We start from the raw sequence: 13755 nt of genomic DNA, 5'->3' as shown, positions 1-13755 counted from the left end.
CCATTACCACTGGGTAGAGGGCGGCCGGTGCGCAGGGCCCCCGGCTGGCCGTAGAGTGTCGCGCACGCCACGACCGGCAGGTCAGCGGCGTGTTGTCCGTATACGGGCCCGACTGCCCGAAAGGCGGTGCGGTGGCGCGGCGAACCGGACGGAGCCAGGTGAAGCAGGTCTCGACGGGTGCGAGGGGGTGCGGATGAGCACCAACGCGGAACAGGCGCACTCGTCCCGGGGCACGCCCCCACCACGTCCCGCACACCCCCCGCGCACGGCGCCCGAGCGGCCCTCCGCACCTCCTCCGCGCCCCACCAACGCGCCCGGGTTCACCTCGGATCCACCCGGGTTCACCCCGGACCCGGAGACGCCCGTCCTCGGCGTACGGGCGAAGGTCCCACTCCCCACGGGCACCGCCGGGGCGTCCGGCACCCGAGTGCCCCCGCAGCCCCCGGCACCGCCGCGTCCCTCCGCGCCGCCCCGCACCGGCGCGCCACCGGGCACCGGTGTATCACGCGGCACCGGCGGGCTCTTCGGGGGCGGCGGACCGGGCGGCCGACGCCGACCGCGCAGCCGTACGGTCGCCGCCGCCGCGAGTCTCGTCCTCGGGCTGGGGCTGCTCGGCGGGGCGGCGGCCGGAAGCTGGCTGGGCGACGACCCCGGCGCCCCGCCGTCCACCGCCGACACCTACGCCCACGCCCGCTCCGCCTGGCACAGCATCCCGGTGGACGACCTCTTCCCGCACACCCTGCGCGGCAAGGGCGAGGGCCCCGGCGGCGCCGACCGCCTCTGGACCCGGATAGCCGTCGCCCCCGACAGCAGCTGCGGCGGCGGATTCGATCCGCTGCTCGCCAAGGCGCTGGCCCCGGTGGGCTGCGAACGGCTCGTCCGCGCCACGTACACCGACGCCACCAGCACCAGCGTCACCACCGTCGGGGTGCTGATCACCACCTCGGGACCCACCGGAATGCGGGCGCTGCGGCAGCGCTTCGTCACCGAGAAGCTGGACGAGCGCACCGATCTGATGCCCCGCACCTACGCCGCCAAGGGCACCGCCGCGGCCGGTTTCGGCGATGAGCAGCGCGCCAGTTGGCGGATCCGGATCCTCACCGACGCCCCCGCCGTCATCTACACCGTCACCGGCTTCGCCGACGGCCGTAAGGTCACCGACCCGCAGTCGGCGGGGGAGGCGACCCAGCGCGGCGCCACCTCGGCCCCCGCACAGTCCGGCCTCGGCAACGACGCCCGGGGCATCGCCGATGCGACCGAGTCCGGATTCCGCCGGGCCCTCGCCGCGTTCACGGAGAGCACGTCATGACCTCCGCGCTCGGACGGCGCCTCGCCGTGGCGCTCGCCGCCGCCGGGCTGGCCCTGCTGCCCGCCGCGCCCGGATACGCCGACGGCATACAGGCCCAGGAGTGGGCGCTTGACACCCTCCACGTCCGCGAGGCATGGCAGACCACCAAGGGCTCCGGGATCACCGTCGCCGTCCTCGACACCGGCGTCGACGACGGCCACCCCGACCTCGAAGGCCAGGTGCTGCCGGGGAAGGACCTCGTCGGCTTCGGCGCCCGGCGCGGCGAACGCGCCTGGGCCCGCCACGGCACCGCCATGGCCGGGATCATCGCCGGACACGGCCACGGTGCCTCCGGCGGCGAGGGCGTGCTGGGCGTCGCCCCCAAGGCCCGGATCCTGCCGGTGCGGGTGATCCTCGAGGACTCCGATGCCGACCGTAAGAAGGCCCGCTCGACCCGTGGCGGCGCGCTCGCCGCCGGGATCCGCTGGGCGGCCGACCACGGCGCCGACGTCATCAACCTCTCGCTCGGCGACGACAGCGCCTCCGCCCACCCCGAGGCCGCCGAGGACGCCGCCGTGCAGTACGCGCTGCGCAAGGGCGCGGTCGTGGTCGCCTCCGCGGGCAACGGCGGCGAGAAGGGCGACCGGATCTCCTACCCGGCCGCCTACCCCGGGGTCATCGCCGTGACCGCCGTGGACCGCTACGGCTCCCGCGCGGCCTTCTCCACCCGCCGCTGGTACGCCACCGTCTCCGCACCCGGCGTCGACGTGGTCATCGCCGACCCCGACAAGCGCTACTACGAGGGCTGGGGCACCAGCGCGGCCGCCGCCTTCGTCTCCGGCTCCGTCGCCCTCGTCCGCGCCGCCCACCCCGGCCTGAGCCCGCGCCAGATCCGCGGGCTCCTCACCCGGACCGCCCAGGACGCCCCCGAGGGCGGCCGCAGCGACGCCCTCGGGGCGGGCCTGGTGAACCCGGCGGCGGCGATCACCGCGGGCGACACGATGAAGCCCGAGGCCCAACGGCCCGCCGCGGCCGCCTCCCCCAACCGCTACTTCGGCAACGGCCCCGGCCACCCCAAGGGCGCCCACGACGACTCCGGCCCCAACCAGATGGCCCTCCTCGCCGGGCTCGCCGGCACCGCCCTGGTCATCGCGGCGATATCCCTATGGCGCGGCTCGGGCCCGCTACGGGTGCCACCGCGACTGCGGGCGCTGCTGCTGAGGGGGTTCGGCCGCTGAGCGATGCGGGGGACCGCGGTCGCCCCGCTGCCGATACCCTCGTGGCGTGGCGCTCAAGAACATTCCCGACCCCGGCTTCTCCGGCGACGACGGGTCCGCCGACCCCAGGCTGACCGCGGCGCTCGCCGCCTGGGCCGATGACCGCTCGGCCGAACCGGAGGTGCTGGCCGCACTCGCCGACGCCCGGCTGCTCGTCCCGGTGGTGGCGATCCTGGGTGAGGCGGAAGTGGTGGAATCCGCTTCGCGCGGAGCGTCCGCGGAGGGCGGGCTGCGTCGCGAGAAGAGCAGCGATATGGCGGTGCCCACGCTCCAGGCCCCCGACGGGCGGCGCGCGCTGCCCGCGTTCACCTCGCTCGAGACGCTGGCCCGCTGGCGCCCGGACGCCCGGCCCGTGGCCGTACCGCTGCGCCAGGCGCTGGAGGCCACCGCCCATGAGAAGGCGGACACCCTGGTCCTTGACCTCGCGGGCCCGGTGCCGTACCAGCTGACCGGCCCTGCCCTGCTGGCCCTCGCCGAGGGGCGGACCAGCGCGGATCCGCTCGCTGACCCGGCCGTGGCCGAGGCGGTGCGTACCGTGCTGGCCGCCGAGCCGGAGGTGCGACGGGCCCATCTGGCCCCGGCGGCGGACGCCGACGGGATGCTCGCCCTCGCCCTGGCCCCGGGGGCACCGGCGCGCGAGACGGCGCACCGGGTGGCGGGCGCCCTGGCCGCCGACGAGGTGCTGCGGGCGCGGCTGGTGCGCGGGCTGACCCTGGCGCTGCTGCCGCCGGACGCGCAGGTCCCCGGCGAGCCGCTGTTCAGCCGCTGAGGGCCGGGTCCGGGCCCCTGCCCATGCGGACCAACAGGCGAATCCTCCCGATTCCGCCCACAATGCTTAGGCGACTGGCGGTCGGAATCTGCGTGAGGAGAGCGCCATGGAGACGAGAACGGTCGTAGCGGAGTTCATCGGGACCGCGATGCTGGTCCTCTTCGGAGTCGGCTCGCTGGTCCTGGCGGGCGACTACATCAACGCCCTCGGGATCTCGCTCGCCTTCGGCTTCACGCTGATCGCGATCGCCTTTGCGTTCGGACGCATCTCGGGCTGCCACGTCAACCCGGCGGTGACCCTCGGCATGCTGCTGGCCCGGCGCATCGACATCCGTATGGCCGTCCAGTACTGGGTCGCGCAGTTCGTCGGCGCGATCGTGGGCGCGGCGATACTGTTCCTGCTCGCCAACCAGGTGCCCAGGCTCCAGACGGCCGGTGCCTTCGGCAGCAACGGCTACGGCGGCCGCTCCCCGGTGGGGATGGGCGCGGGCGGGGCCTTCCTCGCCGAGGTGCTGCTGACCTTCCTGCTGGTCTTCATCTACCTCACGGTGACCCGCGCGGTGCCGATGGTCGGCGCGGAGCCGGTCCCGGTGGGCCTCGCCCTCGCCGCGGTCAACCTGATCGGCATCCCGCTGACCTGGGCCTCGGTCAATCCGGCGCGCAGCCTTGGCCCCGCGATCTTCGCGGGCGGCGACGCACTGGGCCAGCTGTGGCTGTTCATCGTGGCGCCGCTGGTCGGCGGGGTGCTCGCCGCCGTGGTGCACCGGTTCACCCACCACCATCCGGCGGGCCGGGCCGAGGAGGACGAGGCGCATCCGACCCCGGCGACCGGGCCGTGGGGACGCATGCGCGGCGGCCACCGACCGGAGGCGGGCGGCCCGGAGACCAAGGGCCCGGAGGCGGCCTGAGCCCGCGCCGATGCCGGGCCCGGCGGCCGTACGGCCGCCGCCGGTCAGCCGGAAAGGGGGCGCCGGTCAGTTGGGGACGGCGGACCCCCGGCCGGGGACGGCGGGCCTCAGCCGGGGACGACGGGCGGTCAGCCGAAGATCGGGCCGGTGAACTTCTCGCCGGGCCCCTGCCCCGGCTCGTCCGGCACCGCCGACGCCTCGCGGAAGGCGAGCTGGAGGGACTTCAGACCGTCCCGCAGCGGAGCGGCGTGGAAGGAGCTGATCTCCGTGGCGCTGGCCGTGACCAGCCCCGCCAGGGCGTTGATCAGCTTCCGCGCCTCGTCCAGGTCCTTGTGCTGGGGGCCCTCCTCGGCCAGGCCCAGGTTGACCGCTGCGGCGCTCATCAGGTGCACGGCGACCGTGGTGATCACCTCGACGGCGGGCACATCCGCGATGTCCCGGGTCATCCGGTCGAAGTCGGGGGCCGGTGACTGCCCGGCGTTGGCGTCGCTCATGGTGGTCGGGGCTCACTTCCTGAGGGATGGGGTGCTCCAGCCTAGGCGTCCGCCCGTGGCCGTAGGCACGGGGCGGGTGAGTTCACGGAAACGCCGGGGACAGAGTGCGGGAGAGAGCGGCGGGGCCGGAACGGATGCCGGGCAAGCGGCAGGTGAGCATCCCGCGCGGGTGCTGGTATCGTAGATAAATGACCGGCCGGTCGCGTGCGTGTCCGGCCCACAAGTGGAGGCTCCCCAGCTCCCACCTCCCGACCCCCGGGGTCGGCAGGTCATCGGTCAGGCTGCGCCCCGCGGTGATGTCGCGGCGGTGCTCCCGGTCAATGAGGAGCCCCGCCTGTGTACCGTCCGGGGCGTTTTGTGCGTCACGGCGCGGTGGTCTCAACCGAAACAGACTTACGCGGCAGTCCGCCAGGCGGTCGCGTGGTGCAACCGAGGAGGATCCATCAGCGCCGAGCCCCGCATCAACGACCGGATTCGCGTCCCCGAGGTGCGACTCGTCGGTCCCAGTGGCGAGCAGGTCGGCATTGTGCCGCTTGCCAAGGCCCTGGAGCTTGCGCAGGAGTACGACCTCGACCTGGTCGAGGTGGCGGCGAACGCCCGTCCGCCGGTCTGCAAGCTCATGGACTACGGAAAGTTCAAATACGAGTCGGCCATGAAGGCCCGTGAGGCGCGCAAGAACCAGGCGCACACGGTCATCAAGGAGATGAAGCTCCGGCCGAAGATTGACCCGCACGACTACGACACCAAGAAGGGTCACGTCGTCCGGTTCCTCAAGCAGGGCGACAAGGTCAAGATCACGATCATGTTCCGCGGCCGTGAGCAGTCCCGGCCCGAGCTGGGCTACCGCCTGCTGCAGCGGCTCGCTGAGGACGTCCAGGAGCTGGGCTTCGTGGAGTCCAACCCCAAGCAGGACGGGCGCAACATGATCATGGTTCTCGGTCCGCACAAGAAGAAGACCGAGGCGATGGCCGAAGCCCGCGAGGCGCAGGCCGCCCGCAAGGCGGAGCGCCAGGGCGTCAGCTCCGTCGAGGAGCCCGCCGAGGAGCCCGCCGAGGCGTGATGGCCGAGGCGTGAGCCTCGACCGCCCGTCCGGAGCCGCACGGCCCCGGAGACCAACCGAAACACATGACGCTTCCGGATGCCCGGATCGCGGTGACCCCCGCGCCCACGGCCGCCAGGACAGCGCCCTGACGAGGAGAGACGGCGACATGCCGAAGAACAAGACGCACAGCGGTGCCAGCAAGCGCTTCAAGCTCACCGGCTCCGGCAAGGTGGTGCGCCAGCGCGCCGGTCGCCGCCACCTTCTCGAGCACAAGCCGTCCACGCTGACGCGCCGCCTGGCCGGAACGGTCGAGATGGCCCCTGCCGACGCCAAGAAGATCAAGAAGCTTCTCGGCAAGTGACGCCCTCGCCCCGCTGCTGTGGCGGGGCGAGGCGAGCGCCAGACCGGGACCGACCGGGACCTATTCGTTTCCGGGCCGCGTGAGTCACCCGCGGCCCCGTACAAGGAGTTAACAAGTGGCACGCGTCAAGCGGGCAGTCAACGCCCACAAGAAGCGCCGGGCGATCCTCGAGCAGGCGAGCGGCTACCGGGGCCAGCGCTCCCGCCTGTACCGCAAGGCCAAGGAGCAGGTCACCCACTCCCTGGTCTACAACTACAACGACCGCAAGAAGCGCAAGGGCGACTTCCGCCAGCTGTGGATCCAGCGCATCAACGCCGCTGCCCGCGCCAATGGCATGACGTACAACCGCTTCATCCAAGGTCTGAAGGCCGCGAACATCGAGGTCGACCGCAAGATTCTGGCGGACCTCGCGGTCAACGACGCGAATGCGTTCGCGGCACTGGTGGAGGCTGCGCAGAAGGCGCTGCCGAGCGATGTCAACGCGCCGAAGGCCGCGTAAGCGCTGCGCTGAGCGTTGCCGAGTGGACCCGCAGGTGAGACATCACCTGCGGGTCCACCCACATCAACGCCCCGGGTGCGCCCCCGGCGGCCGGGTCGTGCCTGCTGGAGGTCTCGCTCCTGAGGGCGCCCCGGCGGCCGGGTCGTGCCTTTCCGTTCCGCTGTGCGGGTGCGCCCGCTGCGCCCTTGGGTTTCGCCCTCGGGTGCGGCCCGGTGGCCGGGTTGTGCCGCTTGGGGTTTCGCCCCCGGGTGCGGGCCGGTGGCCGGGTTGTGCCCACCCGTCCCGCCCCGCGGGACGATTGCCCACAACGGGGGTGGGTTCTGTTCCGCGGGTCGGCCGCCTGTGGCTGGACGCGTCCCGCTGCCCCTGCGGCCGGGGCCTGGGACTTGCCCCGGCATGGCCGGGTGCGCCGCTGCCCCTTCCCGGGGGCCGGGGCTTGACCCTGGTTTCGGGAAGGGGCGGGGCGGGGTGGGGGAACTCGCCCTGCGGGACGAGGCCCGCAGGTGGGTGCGTTTCTGCCCCCGAGACGATGCCCGTGGCCGGGTGTGCCGCTGCTCCTTCCGGGGGCCGGGGCTTGGCCCCGGTTTCGGGAAGGGGCGGGGTGGGGGAAGACCCCTGGCCCCTGCCATCACCACACCACCACACGAGAAAGCGCACGCGACCCCATGGCGATCCCCGAATTGACGTCCCTGCGATCGCCACGCGTCACCGCCGCCCGGCGCCTGGCCAAGCGCAGCTTCCGCGGCAAGGAGCGGCGGTTCATCGTCGAGGGGCCGCAGGCCGTACGCGAGGCCATCGCGCATCTCGTGGAGGTGTACGTCACCCCCGAGGCCGCCGGGCGGCACCAGGAGATCCTTGACGCCGCCCGCGCCGCGGACGTCCCGGTGCTCACCGCGGCCGATGACGTGGTCGCGGAGATGTCCGACACGGTCACCCCCCAGGGCATCGTCGGGCTGTGCCGCTTCCTGGACTCGCCGTTCGAGGAGATCCTGGCCGCCCGGCCGAAGCTCGTCGCCGTGCTCGCGAACGTCCGCGACCCCGGCAACGCCGGAACCGTGCTGCGGTGCGCCGACGCCGCAGGGGCGGATGCGGTGGTGCTGACGGACGCCTCCGTGGATCCGTACAACCCCAAGGCCGTACGCGCCTCCGTGGGCTCCCTCTTCCACCTCCCCGTCGCCGTCGGCGTACCCGTCGGGCGCGCGGTGAGCGGGCTGCGGGAGGCTGGGGCGCGGGTGCTGGCCGCGGACGGGGCGGGCGAGCGGGACCTGGACTCCGAGCTGGACGACGGGCTGCTGGGCGCCCCCACCGCCTGGATCTTCGGCAATGAGGCATGGGGCCTGCCGGAGGCTACCCGCGCACTCGCGGACGAGGTGGTGCGCGTTCCGATTCACGGCAGGGCCGAGAGCCTCAACCTCGCCACGGCCGCCGCCGTGTGCCTCTACGCCTCCGCTCGTGCGCAGCGCGCTCCCGCAGGGTGCCGCTCCGTCACATCGACCTAGTAGGGTTGCCCCCTCTGGGAGGGGACCCGAGAGGGGGTGTGGGGATGGACGTCAGGGCCTCCGGCGCCAGGGCGGCCGAAGCCCGTGCGCCCGGAGCGGAGCCGCCCGGAGTGGATTCGACCGGAGCGGAGCCGCCCGGCGGGGAGCAAGGCGAGGCCCACCACGAGGGGCACCACACGGCGCCCGGCGGCGCGCCGCACTCCCGCGCACCGCACCCCGACGACCTGCCCGACGGCCTGGTGGTGGCCGACGAGACCGGCCTGGTCACATGCTTCAACGCGGCGGCTGCCCGGATCACCGCCACCGACCCCGCGGACGCGATCGGCCGTCGGCTCGAGGTGGCCCTGCCGTTAGAGGACCTGGACGGGCGGCGCTGGTGGACGCTGACCGATCCCTATGGCGGGCTGGCCATCCGGGCCGGTCAGCCCGAGCGGAACCTACTGCTGCCGGGCGGCCGCGAGGTGCTGGTCTCGGCCCGCTATGTGCGCGAGCGGCCCACCGGGCCGGTGCGCCGGGTGGTGGTCTGTCTGCGGGGCACCGAGGCCCGCCGCCGCACCGAGCGCAGCCATGCCGAGCTGATCGCGACCGTCGCCCATGAGCTGCGCTCGCCGCTGACGTCCGTGAAGGGGTTCACGGCCACGCTGCTGGCCAAGTGGGAGCGGTTCACCGACGACCAGAAGCGGCTGATGCTGGAGACCGTCGACGCCGACGCCAACCGGGTCACCCGGCTGATCGCCGAGCTGCTTGACATCTCCCGGATCGACTCCGGCCGGCTGGAGGTGCGCCGCCAGCCCGTGGACCTCGCCGCCGCCGTCCGCCGCCATGTGCAGGCGCTCACCGCGGCCGGGCACACCGCCGAGCGGTTCCTGATCAGGGTCAGGGGGCCGCTGCCCAGACTGTGGGCCGATCCGGACAAGATCGATCAGGTGCTGGGCAACCTGCTGGAAAACGCGGTGCGCCACGGTGAGGGAACGGTCACTATTGATATAGCGCCCGCATCGGCCAGGCCAGACACACCAGCTACGCCAGCCACGTCGGCCACGCCGGTCGCGGAAGGCTCCGCTGAAAGCCCCACCGAAAGCCCCACTGTCGAAAGGACCGCCGTCATCGTGAGCGACGAGGGCCCCGGTATCCCGGAGGAGTCGATGAGCCGCGTCTTCACCCGCTTCTGGCGGGGCAGCAAGCGCGGCGGCACCGGCCTGGGGCTCTACATCGTCAAGGGCATCGTCGAGGCCCACGGCGGCACGATCACCGTCGACCGGGCCCGCGGCGGCGGCGCGGAGTTCCGATTTACCCTGCCCGTGGGCACCCCGGCCTATCTGGCCTGATCCACCCACGGGCTCCTCCAGCACGGGGCGGACCCCGACCGCGGCGGCCGTCGCGCGGCGTCCCCCGGAACAGCACCCCTCGCGCGCCCCTTAGACTCGGGCTTTGGCACCTTTGGCGTCCCCTGCACGGGGCGCAGCGGTCGCAGCCAGTCGAGCCGGGGTCGCGCAGCCGGGGGGCACCTCCCAGCGGTAGCTGGGGGACAAACGGAAGCACGGGAAGAGATGTCGGCACCCAATAAGTCGTACGACCCTGTCGAGGTCGAGGCACTGAAACCGGAAGAGATCGCCCGCAGGCGGGACGAGGCGCTTGCCGCCATCGCCGCCGCCGGGGACCTCGAGGCGCTGCGCGAGGTGAAGGTCGCCCACACCGGCGACCGCTCCCCGCTGGCGCTCGCCAACCGCGAGATCGGCGCCCTGCCGCCGCACGCCAAGGCGGACGCGGGCAAGCGCGTCGGCCAGGCCCGCGGCCAGGTCAACCAGGCGCTGAAGGCCCGCCAGGAGGAGCTGGAGGCGGAGCGGGACGCCCGGGTGCTGGTCGAGGAGGCGGTGGACGTCACCCTGCCGTACGACCGCACCCCGGCCGGTGCCCGCCACCCGATCACCACGTTCTCCGAGCGCATCGAGGACGTCTTCGTGGCCATGGGCTACGAGGTGGCCGAGGGCCCCGAGGTGGAGGCCGAGTGGTTCAACTTCGACGCGCTCAACTTCCCGCCCGACCACCCCGCCCGCGAGATGCAGGACACCTTCTTCGTGCGCGGCGCGAAGGGCGACGGCGACGCTGAGGGGTCCGGTGTGGTGCTGCGCACCCACACCTCGCCGGTGCAGATCCGGTCGATGATCGACCGCGAGCCGCCCATCTATGTGATCTGCCCGGGCCGCACCTACCGCACCGATGAGCTGGACGCCACCCACACCCCCGTCTTCAACCAGGTCGAGCTGCTGGCCATCGACGAGGGCCTGACCATGGCCGACCTCAAGGGCACGCTCGACCACATGGTGCGGGCGCTGTTCGGTGAGGGCATGTCCACCCGGCTGCGGCCGAACTTCTTCCCGTTCACCGAGCCGTCCGCCGAGATGGACATGTTGTGCTACGTGTGCCGCGGCGAGTCCGTGGGCAATCCGGACCGGCCCTGCCGCACCTGCTCCAGCGAGGGCTGGATCGAGCTGGGCGGCTGCGGGATGGTCAACCCGCGGGTGCTCATCGCCTGCGGTGTCGACCCGGACAGGTACAGCGGTTTCGCCTTCGGCTTCGGCATCGAGCGGATGCTGATGTTCCGGCACAACGTGGAAGACATGCGAGACATGGTCGAGGGTGATGTGCGCTTCACCCGGCCCTTCGGGATGGAGATCTGATGCGGGTCCCGCTTTCTTGGCTGCGGGAGTACGTCGACCTGCCCGCCGGTGAGACCGGCCGTGACGTACAGGCCAAACTCGTCGCCGCCGGGCTCGAGGTCGAGACGGTCGAGCAGCTTGGCGCCGGGCTCAAGGGCCCCCTGGTCGTCGGGCAGGTGCGGACCATCGAGGAGCTGGAGGGCTTCAAGAAGCCGATCCGCTTCTGCACCGTGGACGTCGGTGGGGCGAACGGCACCGGTGAGCCGCAGGAGATCGTCTGCGGCGCCCGGAACTTCGCGGTCGGCGACAAGGTCGTGGTCGTACTGCCCGGCGCCGAGCTGCCCGGCGGCTTCGCGATCTCCGCGCGCAAGACCTACGGCAAGGTCTCGCACGGCATGATCTGCTCCAGCGACGAGCTGGGCATGGGCGACGACGGCACCCACGGCATCATCGTGCTCCCGCCGGAGCACGAGGTCGGCACCGACGCCATCGAGCTGCTGGAGCTGGTGGACGAGGTCCTTGACATCGCCGTCACCCCGGACCGGGGCTACTGCCTGTCGCTGCGCGGGGTCGCCCGCGAGACCGCGACCGCCTACGAGCTGCCGCTGCGCGACCCGGCCCTCCTCGACGTGCCCGCGCCCAACGGCCACGGCTATCCGGTCGAGGTCGCCGATCCGCTCGGCTGCGACCGCTTCACCGCCCGCACGGTCACCGGGCTCGACCCCGAGGCGCAGTCCCCGATCTGGCTCAAGCGCCGGCTCCAGAAGGCCGGGATGCGCCCGGTCTCGCTCGCCGTCGACATCACCAACTACGTGATGCTCGAACTGGGCCAGCCGCTGCACGCCTACGACCGCTCCCGGGTCAGCGGGGCGATCGGGGTGCGCCGCGCGGAGCCGGGCGAGAAGCTCACCACGCTCGACGGCACCCAGCGCGTGCTGGACGCCGAAGACCTCGTCATCACCGACGAGGGCGGCCCCATCGGGCTCGCCGGAGTGATGGGCGGCGCCAACACCGAGATCGCGGACACCGCCGCCGACCCCGGGTCCGGCCGGGTGGCGGGCACCACCGAGGTGGTCATCGAGGCCGCCCACTTCGCCCCGGTCCCGGTCGCCCGCACCGCCCGCCGCCACAAGCTGTCCTCCGAGGCGTCCCGCCGGTTCGAGCGCGGCGTCGACCCCGAGGCCACCTCGGCCGCCGCGCAGCGCACCGTCGATCTGCTGGTGCTGCTCGCGGGCGGCACCGCGGAGGTGGGCGTCACCGAGATCACCGCGCCCCGCGCCCCGCACACCATCACGCTGCCCGCCGACCACCCGGACAAGGTCGCGGGGGTGTCGTACGGCCGCGAGACCGTGGTGCGCAGGCTCCAGCAGATCGGCTGTGACGTATACGGCGCCGACGACCTCACCGTCACCGTGCCCAGCTGGCGGCCCGACCTCACCGACCCCAACGACCTGGCCGAGGAGGTCATCCGGCTCGAGGGGTACGAAAACCTCCCCTCGACCCTGCCCCAGCCCCCCGCCGGGCGCGGACTGACCGAGCGTCAGCGGTTGCACCGCCGGGTCGGCCGGGCGCTGGCCGGGGCTGGATATGTCGAGGCGCTGAACTATCCGTTCCTCGGCGAGGAGGTCCTTGACCAGTTCGGGCTGGCCGCCGACGATCCGCGGCGCGATCTGGTCCGGCTGGTCAACCCGCTGTCGGACGCCGAGCCCGCGCTCCGTACGACGCTGCTGCCCGGGCTGCTCGGCGCGCTGCGCCGCAATGTCGGCCGTGGCGAGCACGACCTCGCGCTCTTCGAGACGGGTCTGGTCTTCCGCGCCACCGGTGACGAGCCGCCCGCGGCCGTCCTGCCCGTCGACCGCCGCCCCACCGACGAGCAGATCTGCGAGCTCGACGCGGCGCTGCCGCACCAGCCGCGCCGCGCCGCCGCCGTCCTCGCGGGCGACCGCGAGCAGGCCGGTTGGTGGGGCACGGGCACCCCGGTGAGCTGGGCCGACGCCATCGAGGCGGGCCGGGTCGTGGCCCGCGAGGCGGGTGCCGAGCTGATCGTCCGCCAGGACCAGCAGGACCCGTGGCACCCGGGCCGCTGCGCCGCGCTGCTGACCGTCGTCGACGGCGAGGAGATCCTTGTCGGCAACGCGGGCGAGCTCCACCCCCGGGTCACCAAGGCCCTGGGCCTGCCCGAGCGCACCTGTGCCATGGAGATCGAGCTCGACCGTCTGGAGCGGGCGGGCACCGGCCGTGTGGAGGCGCCCCACGTCTCCACGTTCCCGGTGGCCACCCAGGACGTCGCGCTGGTCGTGGACGCGTCCGTGCCCGCGGCCGAGGTCGAGACGGCGCTGCGCCAGGGCGCGGGGGAACTGCTCGAATCCCTCCGCCTGTTCGACGTCTTCACCGGTGAGCAGCTGGGCGAGGGCAGTAAGTCGCTGGCCTACGCACTGCGCTTCCGCGCGCCGGACCGCACGCTGACCGCCGAGGAGATCGCCGCGTCCCGTGACGCCGCGGTGTCGGTGGCCGCTGAGCGTACGGGTGCCACCTTGCGCGGAGCCTGACGCCACCACCACCCCGGAGGGGCGCGCCCATACCCAATGGGCGCGCCCCTCCGCCGTTCCCCGGCAGGTGCCGCGGCTGGTCCCGCCGAGCTGCGCGCTGCGCTTCCGCGCCGAGGGTCGCAGGCTGACCGCGGAGGAGGTGGCCGCGTCCCGTGACGCCGTGGTGTCGGTGGCGGCTGAGCGTACGGGTGCCACCTTGCGCGGAGCCTGACGCCACCCGTCCCTCCGCCGCTGACCGGGCCCGGTCGGGCGCCCTGGCGAAGAGCCGCCCCCGCCCGTGGTGCGGCGGGTTGGCCGGGCGTGGCCGAGCACATCCGCCCCGTCACGGTGGTGCTGGGAACCAGCGGCGTGGCGCGGGGGCCGTCGTCGGTGGCGTATCCGGAAGCTTTGCCGGGGGCACGTCGCCCACT

13 protein-coding genes are annotated in these 13755 nt (G+C 73.4%); 12 read left to right on the top strand and 1 reads right to left on the bottom strand.

Annotation, left to right across the window (positions count from 1 at the left end; genetic code table 11):
* Positions 1 to 193: 193 nt before the first annotated feature.
* From VT50_RS14945 to VT50_RS14930, 4 genes are all read left to right on the top strand, one after another.
* A complete protein-coding gene (locus VT50_RS14945) occupies positions 194 to 1309 on the top strand; it encodes a hypothetical protein (protein ID WP_240529175.1) in 1116 nt (371 codons plus the stop codon).
* The gene (gene mycP, locus VT50_RS14940) at positions 1306 to 2526 is read left to right on the top strand and encodes a type VII secretion-associated serine protease mycosin (protein WP_046089420.1); all 1221 of its coding nucleotides are present in this window, start codon (positions 1306 to 1308) and stop codon (positions 2524 to 2526) included. Before VT50_RS14945 ends, mycP begins: the two co-directional genes overlap by 4 nt.
* A gap of 46 nt (positions 2527 to 2572) precedes the next feature.
* Positions 2573 to 3334 (top strand): SseB family protein, encoded by a 762-nt coding sequence (locus tag VT50_RS14935; RefSeq protein ID WP_046089419.1) that lies wholly within the window; start codon positions 2573 to 2575, stop codon positions 3332 to 3334.
* A 106-nt stretch (positions 3335 to 3440) separates the two neighbouring features.
* The gene (locus tag VT50_RS14930) at positions 3441 to 4241 is read left to right on the top strand and encodes an aquaporin (protein ID WP_046089418.1); all 801 of its coding nucleotides are present in this window, start codon (positions 3441 to 3443) and stop codon (positions 4239 to 4241) included.
* Positions 4242 to 4369: 128 nt separating this feature from the next.
* Here VT50_RS14930 and VT50_RS14925 read toward each other — a convergent pair whose 3' ends face one another.
* Positions 4370 to 4735, bottom strand: a complete 366-nt coding sequence (locus tag VT50_RS14925; protein ID WP_046089417.1) for a DUF1844 domain-containing protein — start codon at positions 4733 to 4735, stop codon at positions 4370 to 4372.
* Positions 4736 to 5177: 442 nt separating this feature from the next.
* On the opposite strand from VT50_RS14925, the gene infC reads away from it, so the two are divergent.
* The 8 genes from infC to VT50_RS39005 all read left to right on the top strand — a co-directional run bounded on the left by infC (position 5178) and on the right by VT50_RS39005 (position 13556).
* Positions 5178 to 5795, top strand: coding sequence for a translation initiation factor IF-3 (infC, locus tag VT50_RS14920; protein WP_240529178.1), 618 nt, complete (start codon positions 5178 to 5180; stop codon positions 5793 to 5795).
* Positions 5796 to 5943: 148 nt separating this feature from the next.
* Positions 5944 to 6138, top strand: a complete 195-nt coding sequence (rpmI, locus tag VT50_RS14915) for a 50S ribosomal protein L35 (protein ID WP_046089415.1) — start codon at positions 5944 to 5946, stop codon at positions 6136 to 6138.
* 115 nt (positions 6139 to 6253) lie between these two features.
* Complete coding sequence (gene rplT, locus VT50_RS14910; protein WP_009713826.1) at positions 6254 to 6637, top strand: 50S ribosomal protein L20; 384 nt, start codon at positions 6254 to 6256, stop codon at positions 6635 to 6637.
* A 665-nt stretch (positions 6638 to 7302) separates the two neighbouring features.
* Positions 7303 to 8136, top strand: coding sequence for a TrmH family RNA methyltransferase (locus tag VT50_RS14905; protein WP_046089414.1), 834 nt, complete (start codon positions 7303 to 7305; stop codon positions 8134 to 8136).
* A gap of 44 nt (positions 8137 to 8180) precedes the next feature.
* On the top strand, positions 8181 to 9464 hold the full coding sequence (locus tag VT50_RS14900) for a sensor histidine kinase (protein WP_046089413.1): 1284 nt from the start codon (positions 8181 to 8183) through the stop codon (positions 9462 to 9464).
* 222 nt (positions 9465 to 9686) lie between these two features.
* The gene (pheS, locus tag VT50_RS14895; protein ID WP_046089412.1) at positions 9687 to 10817 is read left to right on the top strand and encodes a phenylalanine--tRNA ligase subunit alpha; all 1131 of its coding nucleotides are present in this window, start codon (positions 9687 to 9689) and stop codon (positions 10815 to 10817) included.
* The gene (gene pheT, locus VT50_RS14890; RefSeq protein WP_046089411.1) at positions 10817 to 13345 is read left to right on the top strand and encodes a phenylalanine--tRNA ligase subunit beta; all 2529 of its coding nucleotides are present in this window, start codon (positions 10817 to 10819) and stop codon (positions 13343 to 13345) included. Before pheS ends, pheT begins: the two co-directional genes overlap by 1 nt.
* Positions 13323 to 13556 carry a hypothetical protein gene (locus VT50_RS39005; protein WP_143645219.1) on the top strand — a complete coding sequence of 78 codons (234 nt, stop codon included), beginning with the start codon at positions 13323 to 13325 and terminating at the stop codon, positions 13554 to 13556. The genes pheT and VT50_RS39005 overlap by 23 nt, the downstream gene beginning before the upstream one ends.
* Positions 13557 to 13755 lie beyond the last annotated feature (199 nt).

The sequence above is a fragment of the Streptomyces antioxidans genome (assembly GCF_000968685.2).
Taxonomy (GTDB): domain Bacteria; phylum Actinomycetota; class Actinomycetes; order Streptomycetales; family Streptomycetaceae; genus Streptomyces; species Streptomyces antioxidans.
Note: the sequence above shows the minus strand (reverse complement) of the source record. Positions and strands in the feature narration are given on the sequence as shown.

Bases quoted from the DNA above. Each gene is read 5' to 3' on its own strand.
- VT50_RS14945 (WP_240529175.1), top strand. From the start codon at position 194: ATGAGCACCAACGCGGAACAGGCGCACTCGTCCCGGGGCACGCCCCCA.
- mycP (WP_046089420.1), top strand. From the start codon at position 1,306: ATGACCTCCGCGCTCGGACGGCGCCTCGCCGTGGCGCTCGCCGCCGCC.
- VT50_RS14930 (WP_046089418.1), top strand. From the start codon at position 3,441: ATGGAGACGAGAACGGTCGTAGCGGAGTTCATCGGGACCGCGATGCTG.
- VT50_RS14925 (WP_046089417.1), bottom strand. From the start codon at position 4,735: ATGAGCGACGCCAACGCCGGGCAGTCACCGGCCCCCGACTTCGACCGG.
- rpmI (WP_046089415.1), top strand. From the start codon at position 5,944: ATGCCGAAGAACAAGACGCACAGCGGTGCCAGCAAGCGCTTCAAGCTC.
- VT50_RS14905 (WP_046089414.1), top strand. From the start codon at position 7,303: ATGGCGATCCCCGAATTGACGTCCCTGCGATCGCCACGCGTCACCGCC.
- VT50_RS14900 (WP_046089413.1), top strand. From the start codon at position 8,181: ATGGACGTCAGGGCCTCCGGCGCCAGGGCGGCCGAAGCCCGTGCGCCC.
- pheS (WP_046089412.1), top strand. From the start codon at position 9,687: ATGTCGGCACCCAATAAGTCGTACGACCCTGTCGAGGTCGAGGCACTG.
- pheT (WP_046089411.1), top strand. From the start codon at position 10,817: ATGCGGGTCCCGCTTTCTTGGCTGCGGGAGTACGTCGACCTGCCCGCC.